The sequence below is a fragment of the Bradyrhizobium genosp. A genome, from assembly GCF_049949275.1.
Taxonomy (GTDB): Bacteria; Pseudomonadota; Alphaproteobacteria; order Rhizobiales; family Xanthobacteraceae; genus Bradyrhizobium.
The window spans coordinates 5,988,477-6,003,194 of the sequence record NZ_CP188196.1 but is presented as its reverse complement, the minus strand read 5'-3'; the positions used below and the strand labels follow the sequence as shown (position 1 = coordinate 6,003,194).

At 63.3% G+C, this 14,718-nt stretch carries 14 protein-coding genes; 8 read left to right on the top strand and 6 right to left on the bottom strand.

Annotation, left to right across the window (positions count from 1 at the left end; genetic code table 11):
- The first annotated feature begins 1 nt into the window (after position 1).
- Positions 2–565, top strand: a complete 564-nt coding sequence (locus ACP2YP_RS28075) for a flavin reductase family protein (protein ID WP_426419498.1) — start codon at positions 2–4, stop codon at positions 563–565.
- Between the two features lie 24 nt (positions 566–589).
- Here ACP2YP_RS28075 and ACP2YP_RS28070 read toward each other — a convergent pair whose 3' ends face one another.
- The gene (locus ACP2YP_RS28070) at positions 590–1,498 is read right to left on the bottom strand and encodes an NAD(P)-dependent oxidoreductase (RefSeq protein WP_426419497.1); all 909 of its coding nucleotides are present in this window, start codon (positions 1,496–1,498) and stop codon (positions 590–592) included.
- Between the two features lie 166 nt (positions 1,499–1,664).
- On the opposite strand from ACP2YP_RS28070, the gene ACP2YP_RS28065 reads away from it, so the two are divergent.
- From ACP2YP_RS28065 to ACP2YP_RS28040, 6 genes are all read left to right on the top strand, one after another.
- A complete protein-coding gene (locus tag ACP2YP_RS28065; RefSeq protein WP_426419496.1) occupies positions 1,665–2,648 on the top strand; it encodes an ABC transporter substrate-binding protein in 984 nt (327 codons plus the stop codon).
- A gap of 78 nt (positions 2,649–2,726) precedes the next feature.
- Positions 2,727–4,421 (top strand): dihydroxy-acid dehydratase, encoded by a 1,695-nt coding sequence (ilvD, locus tag ACP2YP_RS28060; RefSeq protein ID WP_426419495.1) that lies wholly within the window; start codon positions 2,727–2,729, stop codon positions 4,419–4,421.
- A gap of 117 nt (positions 4,422–4,538) precedes the next feature.
- A complete protein-coding gene (locus ACP2YP_RS28055; RefSeq protein ID WP_426419494.1) occupies positions 4,539–5,384 on the top strand; it encodes an ABC transporter ATP-binding protein in 846 nt (281 codons plus the stop codon).
- On the top strand, positions 5,381–6,166 hold the full coding sequence (locus tag ACP2YP_RS28050; RefSeq protein WP_426419493.1) for an ABC transporter permease: 786 nt from the start codon (positions 5,381–5,383) through the stop codon (positions 6,164–6,166). The genes ACP2YP_RS28055 and ACP2YP_RS28050 overlap by 4 nt, the downstream gene beginning before the upstream one ends.
- Positions 6,163–6,930 carry an ABC transporter permease gene (locus ACP2YP_RS28045; RefSeq protein ID WP_426419492.1) on the top strand — a complete coding sequence of 256 codons (768 nt, stop codon included), beginning with the start codon at positions 6,163–6,165 and terminating at the stop codon, positions 6,928–6,930. The genes ACP2YP_RS28050 and ACP2YP_RS28045 overlap by 4 nt, the downstream gene beginning before the upstream one ends.
- A 37-nt stretch (positions 6,931–6,967) precedes the next feature.
- Positions 6,968–8,014 (top strand): peptidase M29, encoded by a 1,047-nt coding sequence (locus tag ACP2YP_RS28040; RefSeq protein WP_426419491.1) that lies wholly within the window; start codon positions 6,968–6,970, stop codon positions 8,012–8,014.
- On the opposite strand, the gene ACP2YP_RS28035 is transcribed toward ACP2YP_RS28040, so the two are convergent.
- The 5 genes from ACP2YP_RS28035 to ACP2YP_RS28015 are packed head-to-tail and all read right to left on the bottom strand — an operon-like array spanning position 8,011 to position 13,736.
- Positions 8,011–9,003 (bottom strand): 3-hydroxybutyryl-CoA dehydrogenase, encoded by a 993-nt coding sequence (locus tag ACP2YP_RS28035; protein ID WP_426419490.1) that lies wholly within the window; start codon positions 9,001–9,003, stop codon positions 8,011–8,013. The two genes, ACP2YP_RS28040 and ACP2YP_RS28035, sit on opposite strands and share 4 nt — an antisense overlap.
- 3 nt (positions 9,004–9,006) lie before the next feature.
- Positions 9,007–10,095, bottom strand: a complete 1,089-nt coding sequence (locus tag ACP2YP_RS28030; protein WP_426419489.1) for an NAD/NADP octopine/nopaline dehydrogenase family protein — start codon at positions 10,093–10,095, stop codon at positions 9,007–9,009.
- Positions 10,092–11,618: a class I adenylate-forming enzyme family protein gene (locus ACP2YP_RS28025; protein WP_426419488.1), complete on the bottom strand. Its 1,527-nt coding sequence runs from the start codon at positions 11,616–11,618 to the stop codon at positions 10,092–10,094. Before ACP2YP_RS28025 ends, ACP2YP_RS28030 begins: the two co-directional genes overlap by 4 nt.
- Before the next feature lie 2 nt (positions 11,619–11,620).
- Positions 11,621–12,910, bottom strand: coding sequence for an acyl-CoA dehydrogenase family protein (locus ACP2YP_RS28020; protein ID WP_426419487.1), 1,290 nt, complete (start codon positions 12,908–12,910; stop codon positions 11,621–11,623).
- A gap of 7 nt (positions 12,911–12,917) precedes the next feature.
- Positions 12,918–13,736 (bottom strand): alpha/beta fold hydrolase, encoded by an 819-nt coding sequence (locus ACP2YP_RS28015; protein ID WP_426419486.1) that lies wholly within the window; start codon positions 13,734–13,736, stop codon positions 12,918–12,920.
- A gap of 194 nt (positions 13,737–13,930) precedes the next feature.
- Between ACP2YP_RS28015 and ACP2YP_RS28010 the strand changes: the two genes are divergently transcribed.
- Positions 13,931–14,692 carry an SDR family NAD(P)-dependent oxidoreductase gene (locus tag ACP2YP_RS28010; RefSeq protein ID WP_426419485.1) on the top strand — a complete coding sequence of 254 codons (762 nt, stop codon included), beginning with the start codon at positions 13,931–13,933 and terminating at the stop codon, positions 14,690–14,692.
- The last annotated feature ends 26 nt before the right edge of the window (positions 14,693–14,718 follow it).

Below are 14,718 nucleotides of genomic sequence, written 5' to 3'. Positions count from 1 at the left end.
GATGAATGATTTGCCAAAGCAGCCGGCCGTTCCCGATCCAGCCAACGAGCTTGCGAGCGACAGCTCACAGATTGATCCCCGCGATTTTCGCAACGCGCTCGGCACGTATGGAACGGGCGTAACGATCATCACAGCTACGGCCGCCGACGGTAAACCGTTTGGCATCACGTGCAACTCGTTTGCGTCGGTCTCGCTGAATCCTCCCCTGGTCCTCTGGAGCCTCGGAGTCTATTCGTCGAGCCTGACCGTGTTTCAGAACGCCAGCCATTTCACCGTTCACGTGCTAGGCACATCGCAGCAGGCGCTTGCAAACAAATTTGCAAAGTCGTCCGAGGACAAGTTCGCTGGCGTGGACTGGACGCCGGGCCTCGGCAACGCGCCGGTGCTTGCCGAGAGCGTGGCCAACTTTCAGTGCCGATCTGTCAATCGCTATTATGGCGGCGATCACGTGATCTTTCTCGGCGCGGTCGAGGCCTATGCCTACAACGCAAGAGAGCCGCTACTGTTTGCGCGAGGGACGTATGGCCGGTTTCTGACTGACGGCGAGCGCAAGAAGTCGCCGTAGGGCGATCCAGGAACGCTGGTCAGTTCAACGGTCTGTGGCCGAGAGCTTGTAGATTTCCAGAGCGTCCGCGCCTGCGCCGCGTGCAGCCTTGGCCAGCCTGAAGATCTGTCCCGCGAGGGTCGCCATCGGCACCGGCGTTGACGTTGCCTGGGCGACATCGGCGACCGTGTCGAGGTCCTTGAGCATCGTCGCGATGTGGCCGAGCGGCGGTGAGTGGATGCCCTGGACCATGCGCGGCACGAAGAGCTGAAGCGGGATCGAATCCGCAAAGCCGCCGGCGAGCGCCTCGGGCAGCCGGCTTGCATCAATCCCTGCATTCGAGGCAAGGCGCGTCGCCTCCGCAAGCACGGCCATTGCGCATCCGACGATCACCTGGTTGCAGAGTTTTGTGGTTTGCCCGGCACCGGTCGGACCCATGTGGGTGAACCTGCGGGCCATGGCCAGCACATAGGGCCGTGCCCGCTCGATGTCGGCGGCCTCTCCGCCGGCCATGATGGCCAGCGTGCCTTCTTCGGCGCCCTTGGTGCCGCCGGACACCGGTGCGTCGATCCAGCCTGCACCGTTCGCCGACTTCAATCGCGCAGCCAGTTCGCGCGCGGCGTCGGGGTGGATCGACGAGAAATCGACCACGAGCTTGCCTACGCCGGGAGCTGCCGCAAGACCTTCCTGCCCGAAGATCACCTCTTCGACGGCGGCGGCATCCGTCACGCACATGAAGACGATGTCGCAACTCGCCAACAGGTCACGAGGCGTGTCTACGCGCTTGGCGCCGGCCTCGACGAGCGGAGCTACTTTGCCTTCCGAACGGTTCCAGACGCTGACGTGATAGCCGGCCTTGAGCAAGCGTCGGGCCATCGGCATCCCCATCAGTCCGAGGCCGAGATAACCGAGCTTCTCGACGCCTTGCGGGTTTGCCTTGCTCGCATCAGCCATAGGTTGCCTCCTTGTGTCGCAGCGCGACCGCTGCGTACCATACAGAACGCATCCCGCAGCGAAACCGGCCGGCATGCATGGCTTGCTTGATTGTTTGAACCATGAAACATTTGGGCCGGTCGGGTTGGGTGGCGTCGGTCGGCGCCGGAGCAACGGAGTGGGCACGATGCGGGCAGTTTCGAGGTGGATGCTGGCAGCCGGGGCTGCGGCGGCCATGATTGCGGGCGCAAGCCCCTCACGGGCTCAGCATACGATCCGCGTGGGCTGGACTATCCCGGCCGAGGAATCCAAATACTGGATGATGCGCAGGCCGGCCGAATTTCCCGATATCGGCAAGACCTATAACATCGAGTGGACCCAGTTTCAGGGTACCGCGCCGATGACGCAGGCCTTGGCGGCCGGCGCATTGGATTGCGCGACGCAGGCGCCCCTCTCGCTTGCCAATGGCGTGGTCGGCGGCAATCTCAAGGCCTACATCGTGGCGCAGCACGTCTTCGAGAAGCCCGGTGGCTTCTCCGTGTATTGGGCGGTCATGGATGACTCGCCGATCAAGACGATTGCAGATCTCAAGGGCAAGACGGTCGGCATTTCCGTCATCGGCGGCGGCACGCAAGGCCCGTTCAACCTGCTCCTGAAGCAGAACGGCATCGATCCGGCCAAGGACGTCAAGCTGGTCGAGGTCGGCTTTGCCGTCTCCGAAGATGCGCTGCGCCAGGGCCGGGTCGATGCGGTCAACATGAACCAGCCGTTTGCGGCGCGTGCGGAGGCCAAGGGCGGCACTCGAAAGCTGTTCTCGCTGTCGCAGGCCATGCCGAACATCGTGCACATTCTGGAAGCTTGCCGCGCCGATTTCGTCGACAAGAACCCGGAGCTGGTCAAGGCCTATGTCCGCGACATCACGTCGGGCATGAAGAAGGCGCTGGCGAACCGCGAAGAGACGTTGAAGGTTGTCAATGAAGTCTTGAAAGCGCCCATCCCGGTGCTCGAGACCTATCTGCTCAAGGATAACGATTTCGGCCGCGATCCTGGTGCGGCGCCGAATTTCCCGGCGATCCAGAAGATGCTCGACATCTATGCGGAAACGGGAATGCTGCCGAAGCTGGATGTCGCGCAGTTCAAGCACCCGACGATCGTCGCGCCAATGCAATAGGCGATCGGGCTGTTCGCTGGACCAATGAGGTCGCAATGTCCCGCCGGGCGCGGGACATTGCATGAAGATGATGCAGGCATGAAGAAGTTGCGATCACGGATAACGACCGACGGCCTCGACCGGGCTCCGCACCGTGCCTTCATGCGCGCTATGGGGCTGGACGACGCGGCCATTGCCAAGCCGATGGTAGGCATCGTCAGCATGAAGGGCGAGCAGACGCCCTGCAACATGACCCACGATTTCCAGGTGGCGGCCGCCAAGACCGGGATCGAGGAGGCCGGTGGCACGCCCCGTGAATTCTCGACCATCTCGGTGTCCGACGGCATCAGCATGAATCACGAGGGGATGAAATTCTCCCTGTTCTCGCGAGAGCTGATCGCCGACTCCATCGAGGCCGTCGTTCATGGCCTCGCCTACGACGCGCTGATCGGATACGGCGGATGCGACAAGACACTTCCAGGCGTGATGATGGGCATGGTTCGTTGCAACGTGCCATCGATCTTCATCTATGGCGGCAGTTCGCTGCCAGGGCGTGTAGACGGGCGGACCCTGACCGTCCTCGACTCTTATGAGGCTGTTGGCAGCTTCATGACCGGAGAGATCGACGCTGCGACGCTCGAGCGGATCGAGCGCGCCTGCTTGCCGACCATTGGCGCCTGCGCCGGCCAGTTCACCGCGAACACCATGGGAATGGTGTCGGAGGCGATGGGCCTGACCATTCCCAATGTGTCGATGGTGCCCGGTGTCTATGCCGAGCGCGCGCAGATATCGCGGCGCGCGGGGCGGTTGATCATGGAGATGCTCGAACGAGGCGGGTCGCTGCCGCGTGACATCGTGACGCGGAAATCTCTGGAAAATGGAGCCGCGATCGTTGCCGCCACGGGCGGATCGACCAATGCCGCGCTGCATCTGCCTGCGATTGCGAACGAAGCCGGCATTGCGTTCACGATCGATGATGTCGGCGAGGTCTTTGCCAGAACACCGTTGATCGGAAACCTGCGGCCGGGGGGCAAATACACGGCGAAGGATGTTTACGACATCGGCGGTGCGGCCGTTGTGATCCGCGAGTTGATTCAAGGCGGGCATATCGACGGCAGCTGCCTGACCATCACGGGCCGTACGCTCGCCGAAGAATATGGCGCGGCCAACGCGCCCGATGGCGAGGTTGTTTACGCGGCTGGCTCGCCGATCATGCCGGACGGAGGTGTGGCGGTTCTGAAGGGCAATCTCTGTCCCGATGGCGCCGTCATCAAAATCGCGGGCCTGAAGAGCCAGTTCTTCGAGGGCGTGGCGCGGGTCTTCGAGGATGAAGAGGCTTGCGTCGCGGCTGTTCGTGGCCGTAGCTACAAGGCTGGCGAAGTTTTGGTGATCCGCAATGAAGGGCCGGTGGGTGGTCCCGGCATGCGCGAGATGCTCGGCGTTACTGCGCTGATCTACGGCCAGGGCATGGGTGAGAAGGTGGCCTTGATCACGGACGGGCGGTTCTCCGGCGCCACGCGCGGCATGTGTATCGGCTATGTATCTCCGGAAGCGTTTGTTGGCGGCCCGCTGGCGCTTGTCTGCGATGGCGACAAGATCCGGATTGATGCCGCCCGGCGTCGCATGGACTTGCTGGTCGATGAGCAGGAACTCGCTGCACGCCGACGCGATTGGAAGCAAGGCCCGCCGCGTCATCGCGCAGGTGCTCTGGCGAAATATGCGCGTCTGGTCGGCCAGGCACCGGGTGGAGCGGTCACGCATGAGGGACCGGCGGAGTGGCCGTGGTTCGACTGAGCGCGTGCGAAAATGGCGACCTGTTTGGCAAGTTTCTTGCTAAGCTCGTGCCGCTGATGGAGGAGATTCGGCAGATCGGTTGCGTGACGTTCGCGCGTGAGTGAAGCGAGAGACGGGATGAAGGTTGTGCCTTCGAGATCGAGCGAATGGATGAGACCGGTGACATCACAAAAGCCGGCTTCTGCGATCATCGAGATCGACCGCGTCTCGCAGGTCTTCCAGACCTCGGCGCGCAAGGACCATTTGGCATTATCAGACATCTCCCTGACGGTCGAGGAGGGGGCGTTCGTCTCCATCCTCGGGCCATCCGGTTGTGGCAAGTCGACGCTGCTTTACATCGTCGGTGGCTTCGTCAGCCCGACCAGCGGCGCGGCACGGATGAAGGGACAGGCGATCACTGGGCCGGGGCCGGATCGCGGGCCGGTATTCCAGGAGTTTGCGCTGTTTCCGTGGAAGACCGTGCTGGGCAACGTGATGTATGGTCCGCGTCAGCAAGGTGTCCGAGCCGCTGAGGCAGAAGCACAGAGCCGCGCTCTAATCGAGATGGTCGGTCTCAAGGGTTACGAGAACTTCTATCCGAAGGAGTTATCGGGCGGCATGAAGCAGCGCGTCGCGTTGGCCCGGACGCTCGCCTACCATCCCGAAGTCCTGTTGATGGACGAGCCGTTCGGCGCGCTCGACGCGCACACCCGGACGCGCTTGCAGAACGACCTTCTGAACATCTGGGAGCGTGACCGCAAGACGGTGCTATTCGTCACCCACTCGGTCGACGAAGCCGTCTTTCTTTCGGACAAGGTCGTGATGATGTCGAAATCTCCCGGCCGCATCCGGGAGGTCATCGATATCGACCTGCCGCGGCCGCGGCGCCGCAACGAGCTGTTGCTCGATCCGCGCTACCAGAAATACGTTGTCGAGATCGAGCGTATGTTCGATGAGGTCGACGAGAGCGGATCACCGTCGTGATCTCGCCGGCGGCATTGGTGAAACGTGGTGCGCCAGTGCTTGCCTGCATCGGGTTGCTGGCGGTGTGGCAGGTCGCGTCGCTCGCGTTGAAGAACGATAGTTTTCCGACAGCGCTTGAGGCGATCCGCGCAATCCCGGATATTCTCGGTGACAAGGAATCTCTGATCAATATCCTAGCCTCGCTACGCCGCATGGCGATCGGGTTCGGCATCGCGGTGCTGGTTTCGATTCCAGTGGGCCTGCTGATGGGCCGTAGCCGGGCAGTCGCAGCCTTCTTCAATCCGCTGCTGATGGTGATCTATCCGGTGCCGAAGGCCGCGCTGATGCCGATCATCATGCTGTGGCTCGGCGTCGGTGACATCACCAAGACGCTGGTGATCTTCCTCGGGGTCAGCCTTCCGGTGATCTATCACAGTTTTGAAGGCGCCAAGGCCGTCGAGGAGAAGATGCTGTGGTCGGGTGCGGCGATGGGGCTTCCGCCCTTGCAGCGCCTGGTCCGGATCGTGTTGCCGGCCGCGCTCCCCGAGATCCTGACCGGGTGCCGCACTGGCCTGGTGCTGGCGCTGATCACGATGATCACCAGCGAGATGATCGCGCGCCAGTCGGGGGCAGGGAACATCCTGTTCAATGCGCTCGATATGGGCCAATACGATACGGTTTACGCGATGATCATCATTGTCGGTGCAATGGGCATCTGTCTCGATTCGGTCTTCGAGCGCGTTCGCGCAAGGCTCGTGCGCTGGTCCGAGCCTCAGTTCGACATGCCGCTGAGCTTCTCATGATGCCACGTTCTCTCTCAGCAAACGTCGTCTTTGGGCTCGCGCCAATCGTGCTGGTGATCGCGCTGTGGCAGGGCCTCGTGTCATTCGGATTCGCGCCGGCGGTTTTGCTGCCGCCGCCGCGCATCGTCTTCAGCCGGCTGCTCCAGCAGCTCGTGACATGGACGTTTCAGCAGGAGATCGCGGCGACCCTGATCCGGCTGTTCGCCGGCTTCGCAATCGCAGTCGTGCTTGGCGTCAGCATCGGCATAGCGGCCGCTGCCAGTCCGGCGATCAACGCCATTGTTCGGCCGATCGTACGGGTGCTGGCGCCGCTGCCGAAGGTCGCGCTCTATCCGGCGCTATTGCTGTTGCTTGGCTTCGGCCACGGGTCGAAGATCACGCTGGTGACCGCGGACGCGCTCTTTCCCATTCTGCTGTCCACCTACTACGGGGCGTCTACGGTGGAGCAAAAGCTGATCTGGTCAGCCATGGCGGCGGGAACGCCGCGTTATGAAATCCTGTTCAAGGTCGTCTTGCCGGCAGCGATGCCGTCGATCCTGACCGGGTGCCGGATCGGTCTTGTCATTTCCTGCATCGTGGTGTTTTTGGCTGAGATGATCACATCGACGGACGGCTTGGGGCATGTGCTGGTCACGGCGGCCCGCACCTTCCAGGCGGTCGACATGTTCGTGCCCCTGATCACGATTTCGCTGCTGGGGTTGATGCTGAATGCGTTGTTGGGCGCCCTGAGGTCGTACCTCTTGCGAGGCTTCCCCGAAGCGTGAACCGACGAACAAGAAACCAGAAGACCGGGAGTGAACCATGCTGGCTGATCGTATCGAGGCAAAGTGGATCGACGCGTTTTGCGAGATCTTTGACCGATGCGCGGTCAAGGCTGGCGATACCGCAGCGATCCTCTCGGAGACGCAGTCGCGCGCTTTGAATGTGCACCTGGCAGAGCTGGCCTTGCTTCGAATGGGAGCGAAGCCGTTTCACGTCGTCATGCCGACGCCGCGTAACCGCAACATCGTTCCGGTCCGCTCAACCGGCGCCAGCGAAGCGATCCAGCGGCTCGGCCCGGTCATCACTGCGCTTCAGCAAGCTGGCTTCGTGGTGGATTGCACCATCGAGGGCCTGATGCATGCGGTGGAGACGCCCGAGATCCTGAAGGCCGGCGCGCGCATCCTGGTGATCTCCAACGAGCATCCCGAGGCGCTGGAGCGAATGGTGCCGGATCCGGCACTGGAGAAGCGCGTTCGGGCGGCGGCCAAGATGTTGCGCGGGACCAAGCGGATGCGGGTCACCTCGAAGGCTGGCACGTCACTTGATGTCGACATGGTCGGTGCGTCCACGGTCGGCGTGTGGGGCTGGACCGACAAGCCCGGCACGCTGGCGCATTGGCCGGGCGGCATCGTTGTCAGCTTCCCGAAGAGCGGGACGATCAACGGCACGCTGGTGATGGCCCCGGGCGACATCAATCTCACGTTCAAGCGCTACCTGACGTCGCCGGTGAAGATGACGTTGAAGGATGATTACGTGGTCGAGCTGGAAGGCGAGGGCACGGATGCGGCAATGATGCGCGCCTATCTCGCCGCCTGGGGCGATCGGGAGGCCTATGCCGTGTCGCATGTCGGTTTCGGCATGAACCCGGGGGCGCGCTACGAGGCGCTGTCAATGTATGACCAGCGCGACACCAACGGCACTGAGATCCGCGCCGTCTCCGGCAATTTTCTGTTCTCGACCGGTGCCAATGAGTTTGCCGGCCGTTATACCGCGGGCCATTTCGACCTGCCAATGATGGGAACGACCATCGAGCTTGATGGCGTCGCGGTGGTGCGGGAAGGCGTGCTTCAGGACGTTTTCGGCTAGCTGCGATCGAGCACGGGCGGGCGAGCGAGGTCGAAGTGCCGGAGCAGGTCCACCATGGCCTGGAGGCGCCTTGCGCGATAGGCGTCAACGTCCATGCCTGAATAATCGAGGAAGCCGGCGCCCGTGCGCAGGCCGATCCGGCCCTCATGCATGTTGCGCGAAATGACATCCGGCGCCCGGTAGCGGTCGCTGCCGAGTGCGCCCTCAAGATACCGGCTGGCGTAATACAGAATGTCGCCGCCGCCCCAGTCGATGAATTCCAGCAACCCGAGTACGGCATAGCGGAAGCCGAAGCCGTAGCGGATAGCCTTGTCGATTTCCTCCGCGCTGGCGACGCCTTCCTCGACCATGCGCGCAGCTTCGTTCATGGCGAGAGCCTGGATGCGGGGGACGATGAAGCCCGGTGTCGCCGCGCAGACGACAGGCACCTTGCCGATGCCTTCGAGCAGCGCCTTGACCTCGTCAATGATGGCGGGATCGGTAGCTTTGCCGGGCGAAACCTCGACCAGTGGGATCAGATAGGCCGGGTTGAGCCAGTGCACATTGAGGAAGCGGCGGGGATTTACGATCGCGCCAGAGAGATCGTCGACGAGGATGGTTGACGTCGTCGATGCAATGATCGTGTCAGGGCCGACCAGTTTTGAAGCCGTCCCCAGCACCTCCCGTTTGAGCTCGACGACCTCCGGAACGCCCTCGAACACCATTCCGGCTCCGGCTAGTGCGGTGCTGCTTTGGCTGGCCGGCACCACTGAAACCCGCGTGATCAGCGGATCAACGTCGGTCTCGGTCAGCAGCCCGAGCTTGGACAAGCTGGCAAAGGTTTTCCTGACCTCGCCGAGTGCATCCGCCTCAAGCTTGGCGAAGTCCTCGGTTGAACGGGCCTTGATGTCGATCATCGTGACCGTGTGCCCCGCATAGGCGAACGCGACGGCGATACCGCGGCCCATGCGGCCGGCGCCGAGACAGGCAATGTTGGCGCGGCTGTTCATCGGTCAAAATCCCTCGCGAAGCAGCATCTGCAATTCGGCCTTGTGAAGCTTGCCGAGCCCCAGGGTCTCCAAGGTCCGGCCGCCTTGCGTAAAATCCTCGCCGCAGATTGCGCCGCCGATGGCCAGGAACGCCTTGGCGAGCGGTGTGGCCACGCCCGCCAACCCGGCGACGGACACCAGCAGCGAAAGCCCCAGCCGCAGATCCTCGCGCATGTAGCGGTGCTCGGTCAGCACGATCCGCTCGCGCCAGTCGCCGGAATCGGTCAGCCGGTCATGCGAGCCGCGGCCATACATCCAGATCTCGCCTTCCCTCGCGTAATGGTGCGCAAGCGGAAAATGCGGGGCGCCATATCCGAGCGCCTTCCGCACGGCGATCCGCTCGGCGTCGAGGGCGTCGGTCACTCGCCGGATCGCGGCTTGCGTTCCCTCCTTGTGGATGTCCCACCGCTCGAAATGCTCGATCGGACCCGCGTTCATCACGATCAGCGGCGGATGGATGATGCAGCCTGCATTCATCAGCGCGCCGGACAGCGCGTCACCGCAAGGCTCGATCACATCGGGGAAGGCGCGTCCAATCACCTCGAGCGCACGTGGCGCCTGATCGAGTGGGAACACGCCGACCGGCAGCCGCTTGGCGCGGATGGTGATCGCGACCTCGAATGGCCCGTGCTTTCGGGTGAGCCATGGCAGTGTACCGGTTTCAGCGAAGCTCGCTTTGGCACGATTGCCTGCGTCCCGCATCGCCTGCGCGAATATCATCGAGCCGAATGTCGCTGGCGGCAGAAACACGACCTGGCCATCCCGCAGATGTGGAGCGAGGAGACGCGCGATATCCTGCTGAGCGAACGCGGGGGCGGGGCACAGGATCAGCTCGGCATCGCTGACGGCTTCGGCGATGTCGGTGGTTACCAGCACCAACTTCACTTCGCGCTGGCCATTGTGGTCCTTCAGCAGGATGCGCGACCCGGCGGCACGATGTGCTTCGACCTGTTCTGCGTCACGGCGCCAGAGTCGGGTCTCATGCCCCGACAGTGCAAAGTCGCCCGCGGCCGCGAAAGAGCCGTTCCCCCCACCCAGAACCGCGATCTTCAAGTTGCTTCTCCTTGCGCGCGCGACTGCGCATCAAGCTGCTTCAGCAGGAAATGCTGGACCTTGCCCAGCGCCGTGCGCGGCAGGTCCGTGACGAAGACGATGTCGCGCGGAACCTTGTAGCGGGCGAGCTGGGCCTGAACATGCGCTCTCAGCTCATCCGCTTCGAGCCGGCAGCCGGATCGTCGGATGACATAAGCGATGGGGACCTCGTCCCAGCGCGGGTCTGGCCGGCCGATCACTGCGCATTCGCTGACGTCTGGATGTTCGAGCAGGACGCGCTCGACCTCTGCGGGATAGACGTTCTCGCCGCCGGAAATGATCATGTTCTTCTTGCGGTCGCGGACCCAGAAATAGCCGTCCGGGTCGCACAGGCCGATATCGCCGGTGCGATACCAGCCGTCGTGCAGCGCGTCTCGCGTGGCGTCCGCATTGCCCCAATATTCGAAGAAGACGTTGGGGCCGCGGACCGCGATCTCGCCCGGCGCGCCCGCCGGCACCTCGTTGCCGGCCTGATCGATCACCTTCGCTTCACAGCACAGGCCGGCAAGTCCGGTCGATCCCACGCGCGAGAGATCGCCGCCGAGGCGGGTGTAGACGGCGATGGGGCAGGTTTCCGTCGAGCCGTAAACCTGTAGCACCGGCACGCCGCGTGCGACGAACCGATCAATCAGGTGGGGCGGCACGATGGTCGAGCCGGTGGCAACGGCCTTCAGCGATGAGAGATCGGTCGTGGCCCAGGCGGGGTGCTCGCTGACGGCCTGGATGATCGCCGGCACCATCACCGTCAGGGTCGGCCGATCATGCGCGATCGCGGCAAGCGCCTTGTTCGGCGTGAAGCGGGCATGGATTGTGACGGTCGCGCCAAGCTGAAGTGCCGCGGTCGTCTGAATATTGAGCCCGCCGACGTGGAAGAACGGCAGCACCGTCAGCACATGATCGTCGGATGTCATGTTGTGCATGTGCTGGCTCATGACGCCGTTCCAGAACAGCGCCTCCTGGCGCAGCACCGCACCCTTCGGCCGCCCGGTTGTTCCCGACGTGTAGACGATGAGCAGCGGGCAGGAGAGATCGGTGTGCGGGTTGCGTCCGCTGCTTCCCTTACGCGCCAGCAAGCTGTCGAAGGTCATGCCGTGTGGTGGCGCAAAATCGAGGCCGACGACAGTGGTGCCCGGCGCGAGTTCGGGAAGGACTCCCTCAAACGCCTGCTCGAGCACCAGCACCCTGGCGCCGGCATCGGTGAGGATGAAGAGCTGTTCGGCGACCGCCAACCGCCAGTTCAGCGGCACCAGCATCGCGCCGAGCCGCGCACATGCATAGAGCAGGACCAGATAGTCCGGCCGGTTCAGGCTGAGGATCGCGACGCGGTCACCGCGGCCGACACCGAACTCCTGCTTCAAGGCTGTTGCGGTCCGTTCGATGCGATCAGCGAACGCCGCGTAGCTCAGCCGCTCCCCCTCGAAGGCGATGGCGGTCTTGTCTGGCGAAAACGCCGCGTTGCGATCGATCAGACTGCAGAGGTCCACCGTCAGTCGTCCGTTTCGCCAGCCTCGTACAGCGCCTCGCGACCGATCCGGTCGAGGCAGAGCTCGGCCGTCCAGGGCAGCATCAGCGAGCCGCAGCGGCTGTCGCGATAGATGCGCTCCAGTGGCAGTGAGCGGAGCATGGCCTGCCCGCCGCAGGTGCGGATCGCAAGCGCGGCGAGCTCATTGGCGCCTTCCATCACCGAATATTGCGCGGCGTAGGCGCGCAGCACCTGCTCCTTGCTTGGATTGGCGTGTGCTTCGGTGACGGCCTGGAACCAGATCGCCTTGATCTGCTCGAGCTTGATCTGCATCTGCGCAACCGCGATCTGCTTGGTCGGGTACATCCGGCGCTTGACCGGAGGCATGCCCGGCACCTCGCCGCGCAGATAGCGCACCGTGAAATCGTAAGCGGCTTGCGCGAGGCCCATATAGGTCGGTGACAGTGTCAGGAACATATGCGGCCAGCGCAGCGCGGCCTGGAAATAGACGCCGCGCGGCATCAACGCGGAATCCTCCGGCACGAACACATCCTTGAACAGCAACGTCCGCGAGACCGTGCCGCGCATGCCGAGAGGATCCCAGTCACCGACGACGGATACGCCTTGCGACTTCGCGGGGATCGCGAGGTACAGCGTATTACGACGCGAGGCCTTCTCGCCTTCCTCGATCTCGGTGCAGAGCACGCCATAATAATCGGCGTGGCCGGACAGCGATGCAAAGATCTTCTTGCCGTTGACGATCCAGCCGCCTTCGACAGGCTTTGCTTCCGTACCGAAGGCGACGCCGCCGGCGGCTGCCGCGCCGCCCTCGGAGAAGGGTTGCGAATAGATCGCGCCGTCCTCGACGATGCGCTTGTAGTGGATGGCGCGCCGCTTTTCGTGTTCCGCGCGGGTCTCCGCGTCCATATCGAGGTCGTCAGCCAGCGGCCCGGACCACAGCGTCGAGCAGACATGCATGTTCCAGGTCAGCGCGGTCGCGCCGCAATAGCGACCGATCTCCGCCGCGGCCAAGGCATAGGTCTGATAGTTCGCGCCTAATCCGCCGTGCTTCTTCGGCACGGCGATGCCGAGCAGACCGACGCGGTGCAGGTCGCGATAGTTCCCGGTCGGGAAGACCGCCTCGCGATCGTAGCTCGCTGCGCGACCTGCGAACACGCTCTGGCCGATCTCGCGCGCCCGCGCGATGATGCCCGCTTGCTCGTCGCTCAGGCGGAACGCCACGGGATCGAAGATCGGCGCATCCAGCGCGACCTTATCGGTGGTGCCAATAGTCTTGCTGACTTGCATGGTCATTGCGCAGTCACCCGTGTTTTGCAGCAACGGAATCGACGAAGCTGCCGAGAGCTTTGTCGAATGCGTCAGGCCGCTCGAGGTTGGCAAGGTGGCCGACGCCGGGGAGTTCGACATATTCGGCTCCGGGAATGTAGGTTGCCGTTTTCGCCATCATCGGCGCGGGCGCGTTGTTGTCTTTGGAGCCAGACAGCAGCAGCGTCGGCACGGAAATGTCCTTGAGCGTGCTGCGTTGGTCGAATCCGACCAGCGCCAGCATCATGGCGCGATAGCTCGCCTCTGGCACGCTTCCCATGCACTCGCGCGCAAGCTCCATGCCTTTGGGATCGGGATCGTCGCCGACGAGCTCCTTCACCAGGGAGGGTGCCAGAGACTTCATGGTCTCGCCGCGATCGAGCGGGCCCAGCCGTGCCGCGATGAACGATTTCTGCCAGTCGCCGCCAGCCTTGCCGAAGGCCGGGCTGGTCTGTGCGAGGACGACAGCGCGCGCCAGTTTCGGCGATTGCACCAGCCATTTCTGGACGATCATGCCGCCGATCGAATGGCCGACCAGAATGGGGCTTGTCGCCCCGATCTGCTCGATGAATTGCTGGAGTGCATCGGCCAGGGCAGCGATGCTGACGCTGGGGAGCGGCGCCGAGCCGCCATAGCCCGGCATGTCCCACGCCATCGCGCGGAAACGATTGCCGAATGTGGCAAGCTGCTGCTGCCAGGCCCGCGCTGCGCCGCCAATGCCATGCAGGAAAATCAGGGGTATCGCACCCGGATCGCCCGCGGCTTCATAGGCGAAGCGTTCGTCCCTTGTTATCATTGGGGCAGGCTGCGACACGCGACATCCTTTTGCTTGGCCAGGCGATGCTAACAGGCCTGTGGGCGATGGGAAGAGATAATTTTATACTTAAAGCAATTTTCAGGCCGCTCTCTCGCGCGGGCGTTTGCGGCGTCGATCCGCGCTTTCGTTGCAAAAGTTTGAAGGTTAAAATATATCGGAGGAACGATCAGCAGATCTTGAGGGAGCCGCGCATGTCCGGATTACCGCATTCGCCGCACGCGCTGGTGACTGGTGGCGGTCGCGGCATCGGCCGCGCGATTGCGGCGTCTCTTGTCGGCGCCGGTGCCACCGTGACGGTGCTCGGCCGGAATGCCGCTACTCTCGAAGAGGCGGTGAGCGCGGGGGCCGCGCATTTTGCAGCCGTTGCCGACGTCTCGGACGAAGCTGCGCTGAAGGCAGCGGTCGCCGCAGCGCATGCGCGAAAGCCGATCGATATTCTGATCGCCAACGCCGGCAGCGCCGAATCCGCGCCATTTGCGAAATCGGACGGCGCGCTTTTTGCGCGCATGATGGTCGTCAATTTCATGGGTGTTGTCCATGCCGTCCAGGCAGTGCTTCCGGGGATGAAGGATCGCCCCTATGGGCGCATCGTCGCGATTGCATCGACGGCCGGGCTCAAGGGTTATGCATACGTAAGCGCGTACACGGCGGCAAAGCACGCCGTGGTCGGTCTTGTGCGTTCGCTTGCGCTGGAATTGGCCGGCAGCAACGTAACCGTGAATGCGGTCTGCCCCGGCTTCACCGACACCGATCTGGTTGCCGGCAGCATCGACAACATCATGAAGAAGACCGGGCGAACCCGCGAGCAGGCGATCGCCGAGCTCGCAAAGCACAATCCGCAGGGGCGCCTGATCACACCTCAGGAAGTATCCAATGCCGTGCTGTGGTTGTGCAGCGAGGGTGCCGGTGCGATCACAGGGCAGGCGATTGTCGTCGCCGGTGGCGAAATCTAGTGTGCGTGGCACAGGCGCAGAACAAG

What these genes read in the sequence shown, in the direction of transcription:
- ACP2YP_RS28075 (WP_426419498.1), top strand. Translation starts at nt 2, where the DNA reads ATGAATGATTTGCCAAAGCAGCCGGCCGTTCCCGATCCAGCCAACGAG.
- ACP2YP_RS28070 (WP_426419497.1), bottom strand. Translation starts at nt 1,498, where the DNA reads ATGGCTGATGCGAGCAAGGCAAACCCGCAAGGCGTCGAGAAGCTCGGT.
- ACP2YP_RS28065 (WP_426419496.1), top strand. Translation starts at nt 1,665, where the DNA reads ATGCGGGCAGTTTCGAGGTGGATGCTGGCAGCCGGGGCTGCGGCGGCC.
- ilvD (WP_426419495.1), top strand. Translation starts at nt 2,727, where the DNA reads ATGAAGAAGTTGCGATCACGGATAACGACCGACGGCCTCGACCGGGCT.
- ACP2YP_RS28055 (WP_426419494.1), top strand. Translation starts at nt 4,539, where the DNA reads ATGAAGGTTGTGCCTTCGAGATCGAGCGAATGGATGAGACCGGTGACA.
- ACP2YP_RS28045 (WP_426419492.1), top strand. Translation starts at nt 6,163, where the DNA reads ATGATGCCACGTTCTCTCTCAGCAAACGTCGTCTTTGGGCTCGCGCCA.
- ACP2YP_RS28040 (WP_426419491.1), top strand. Translation starts at nt 6,968, where the DNA reads ATGCTGGCTGATCGTATCGAGGCAAAGTGGATCGACGCGTTTTGCGAG.
- ACP2YP_RS28035 (WP_426419490.1), bottom strand. Translation starts at nt 9,003, where the DNA reads ATGAACAGCCGCGCCAACATTGCCTGTCTCGGCGCCGGCCGCATGGGC.
- ACP2YP_RS28020 (WP_426419487.1), bottom strand. Translation starts at nt 12,910, where the DNA reads ATGACCATGCAAGTCAGCAAGACTATTGGCACCACCGATAAGGTCGCG.
- ACP2YP_RS28010 (WP_426419485.1), top strand. Translation starts at nt 13,931, where the DNA reads ATGTCCGGATTACCGCATTCGCCGCACGCGCTGGTGACTGGTGGCGGT.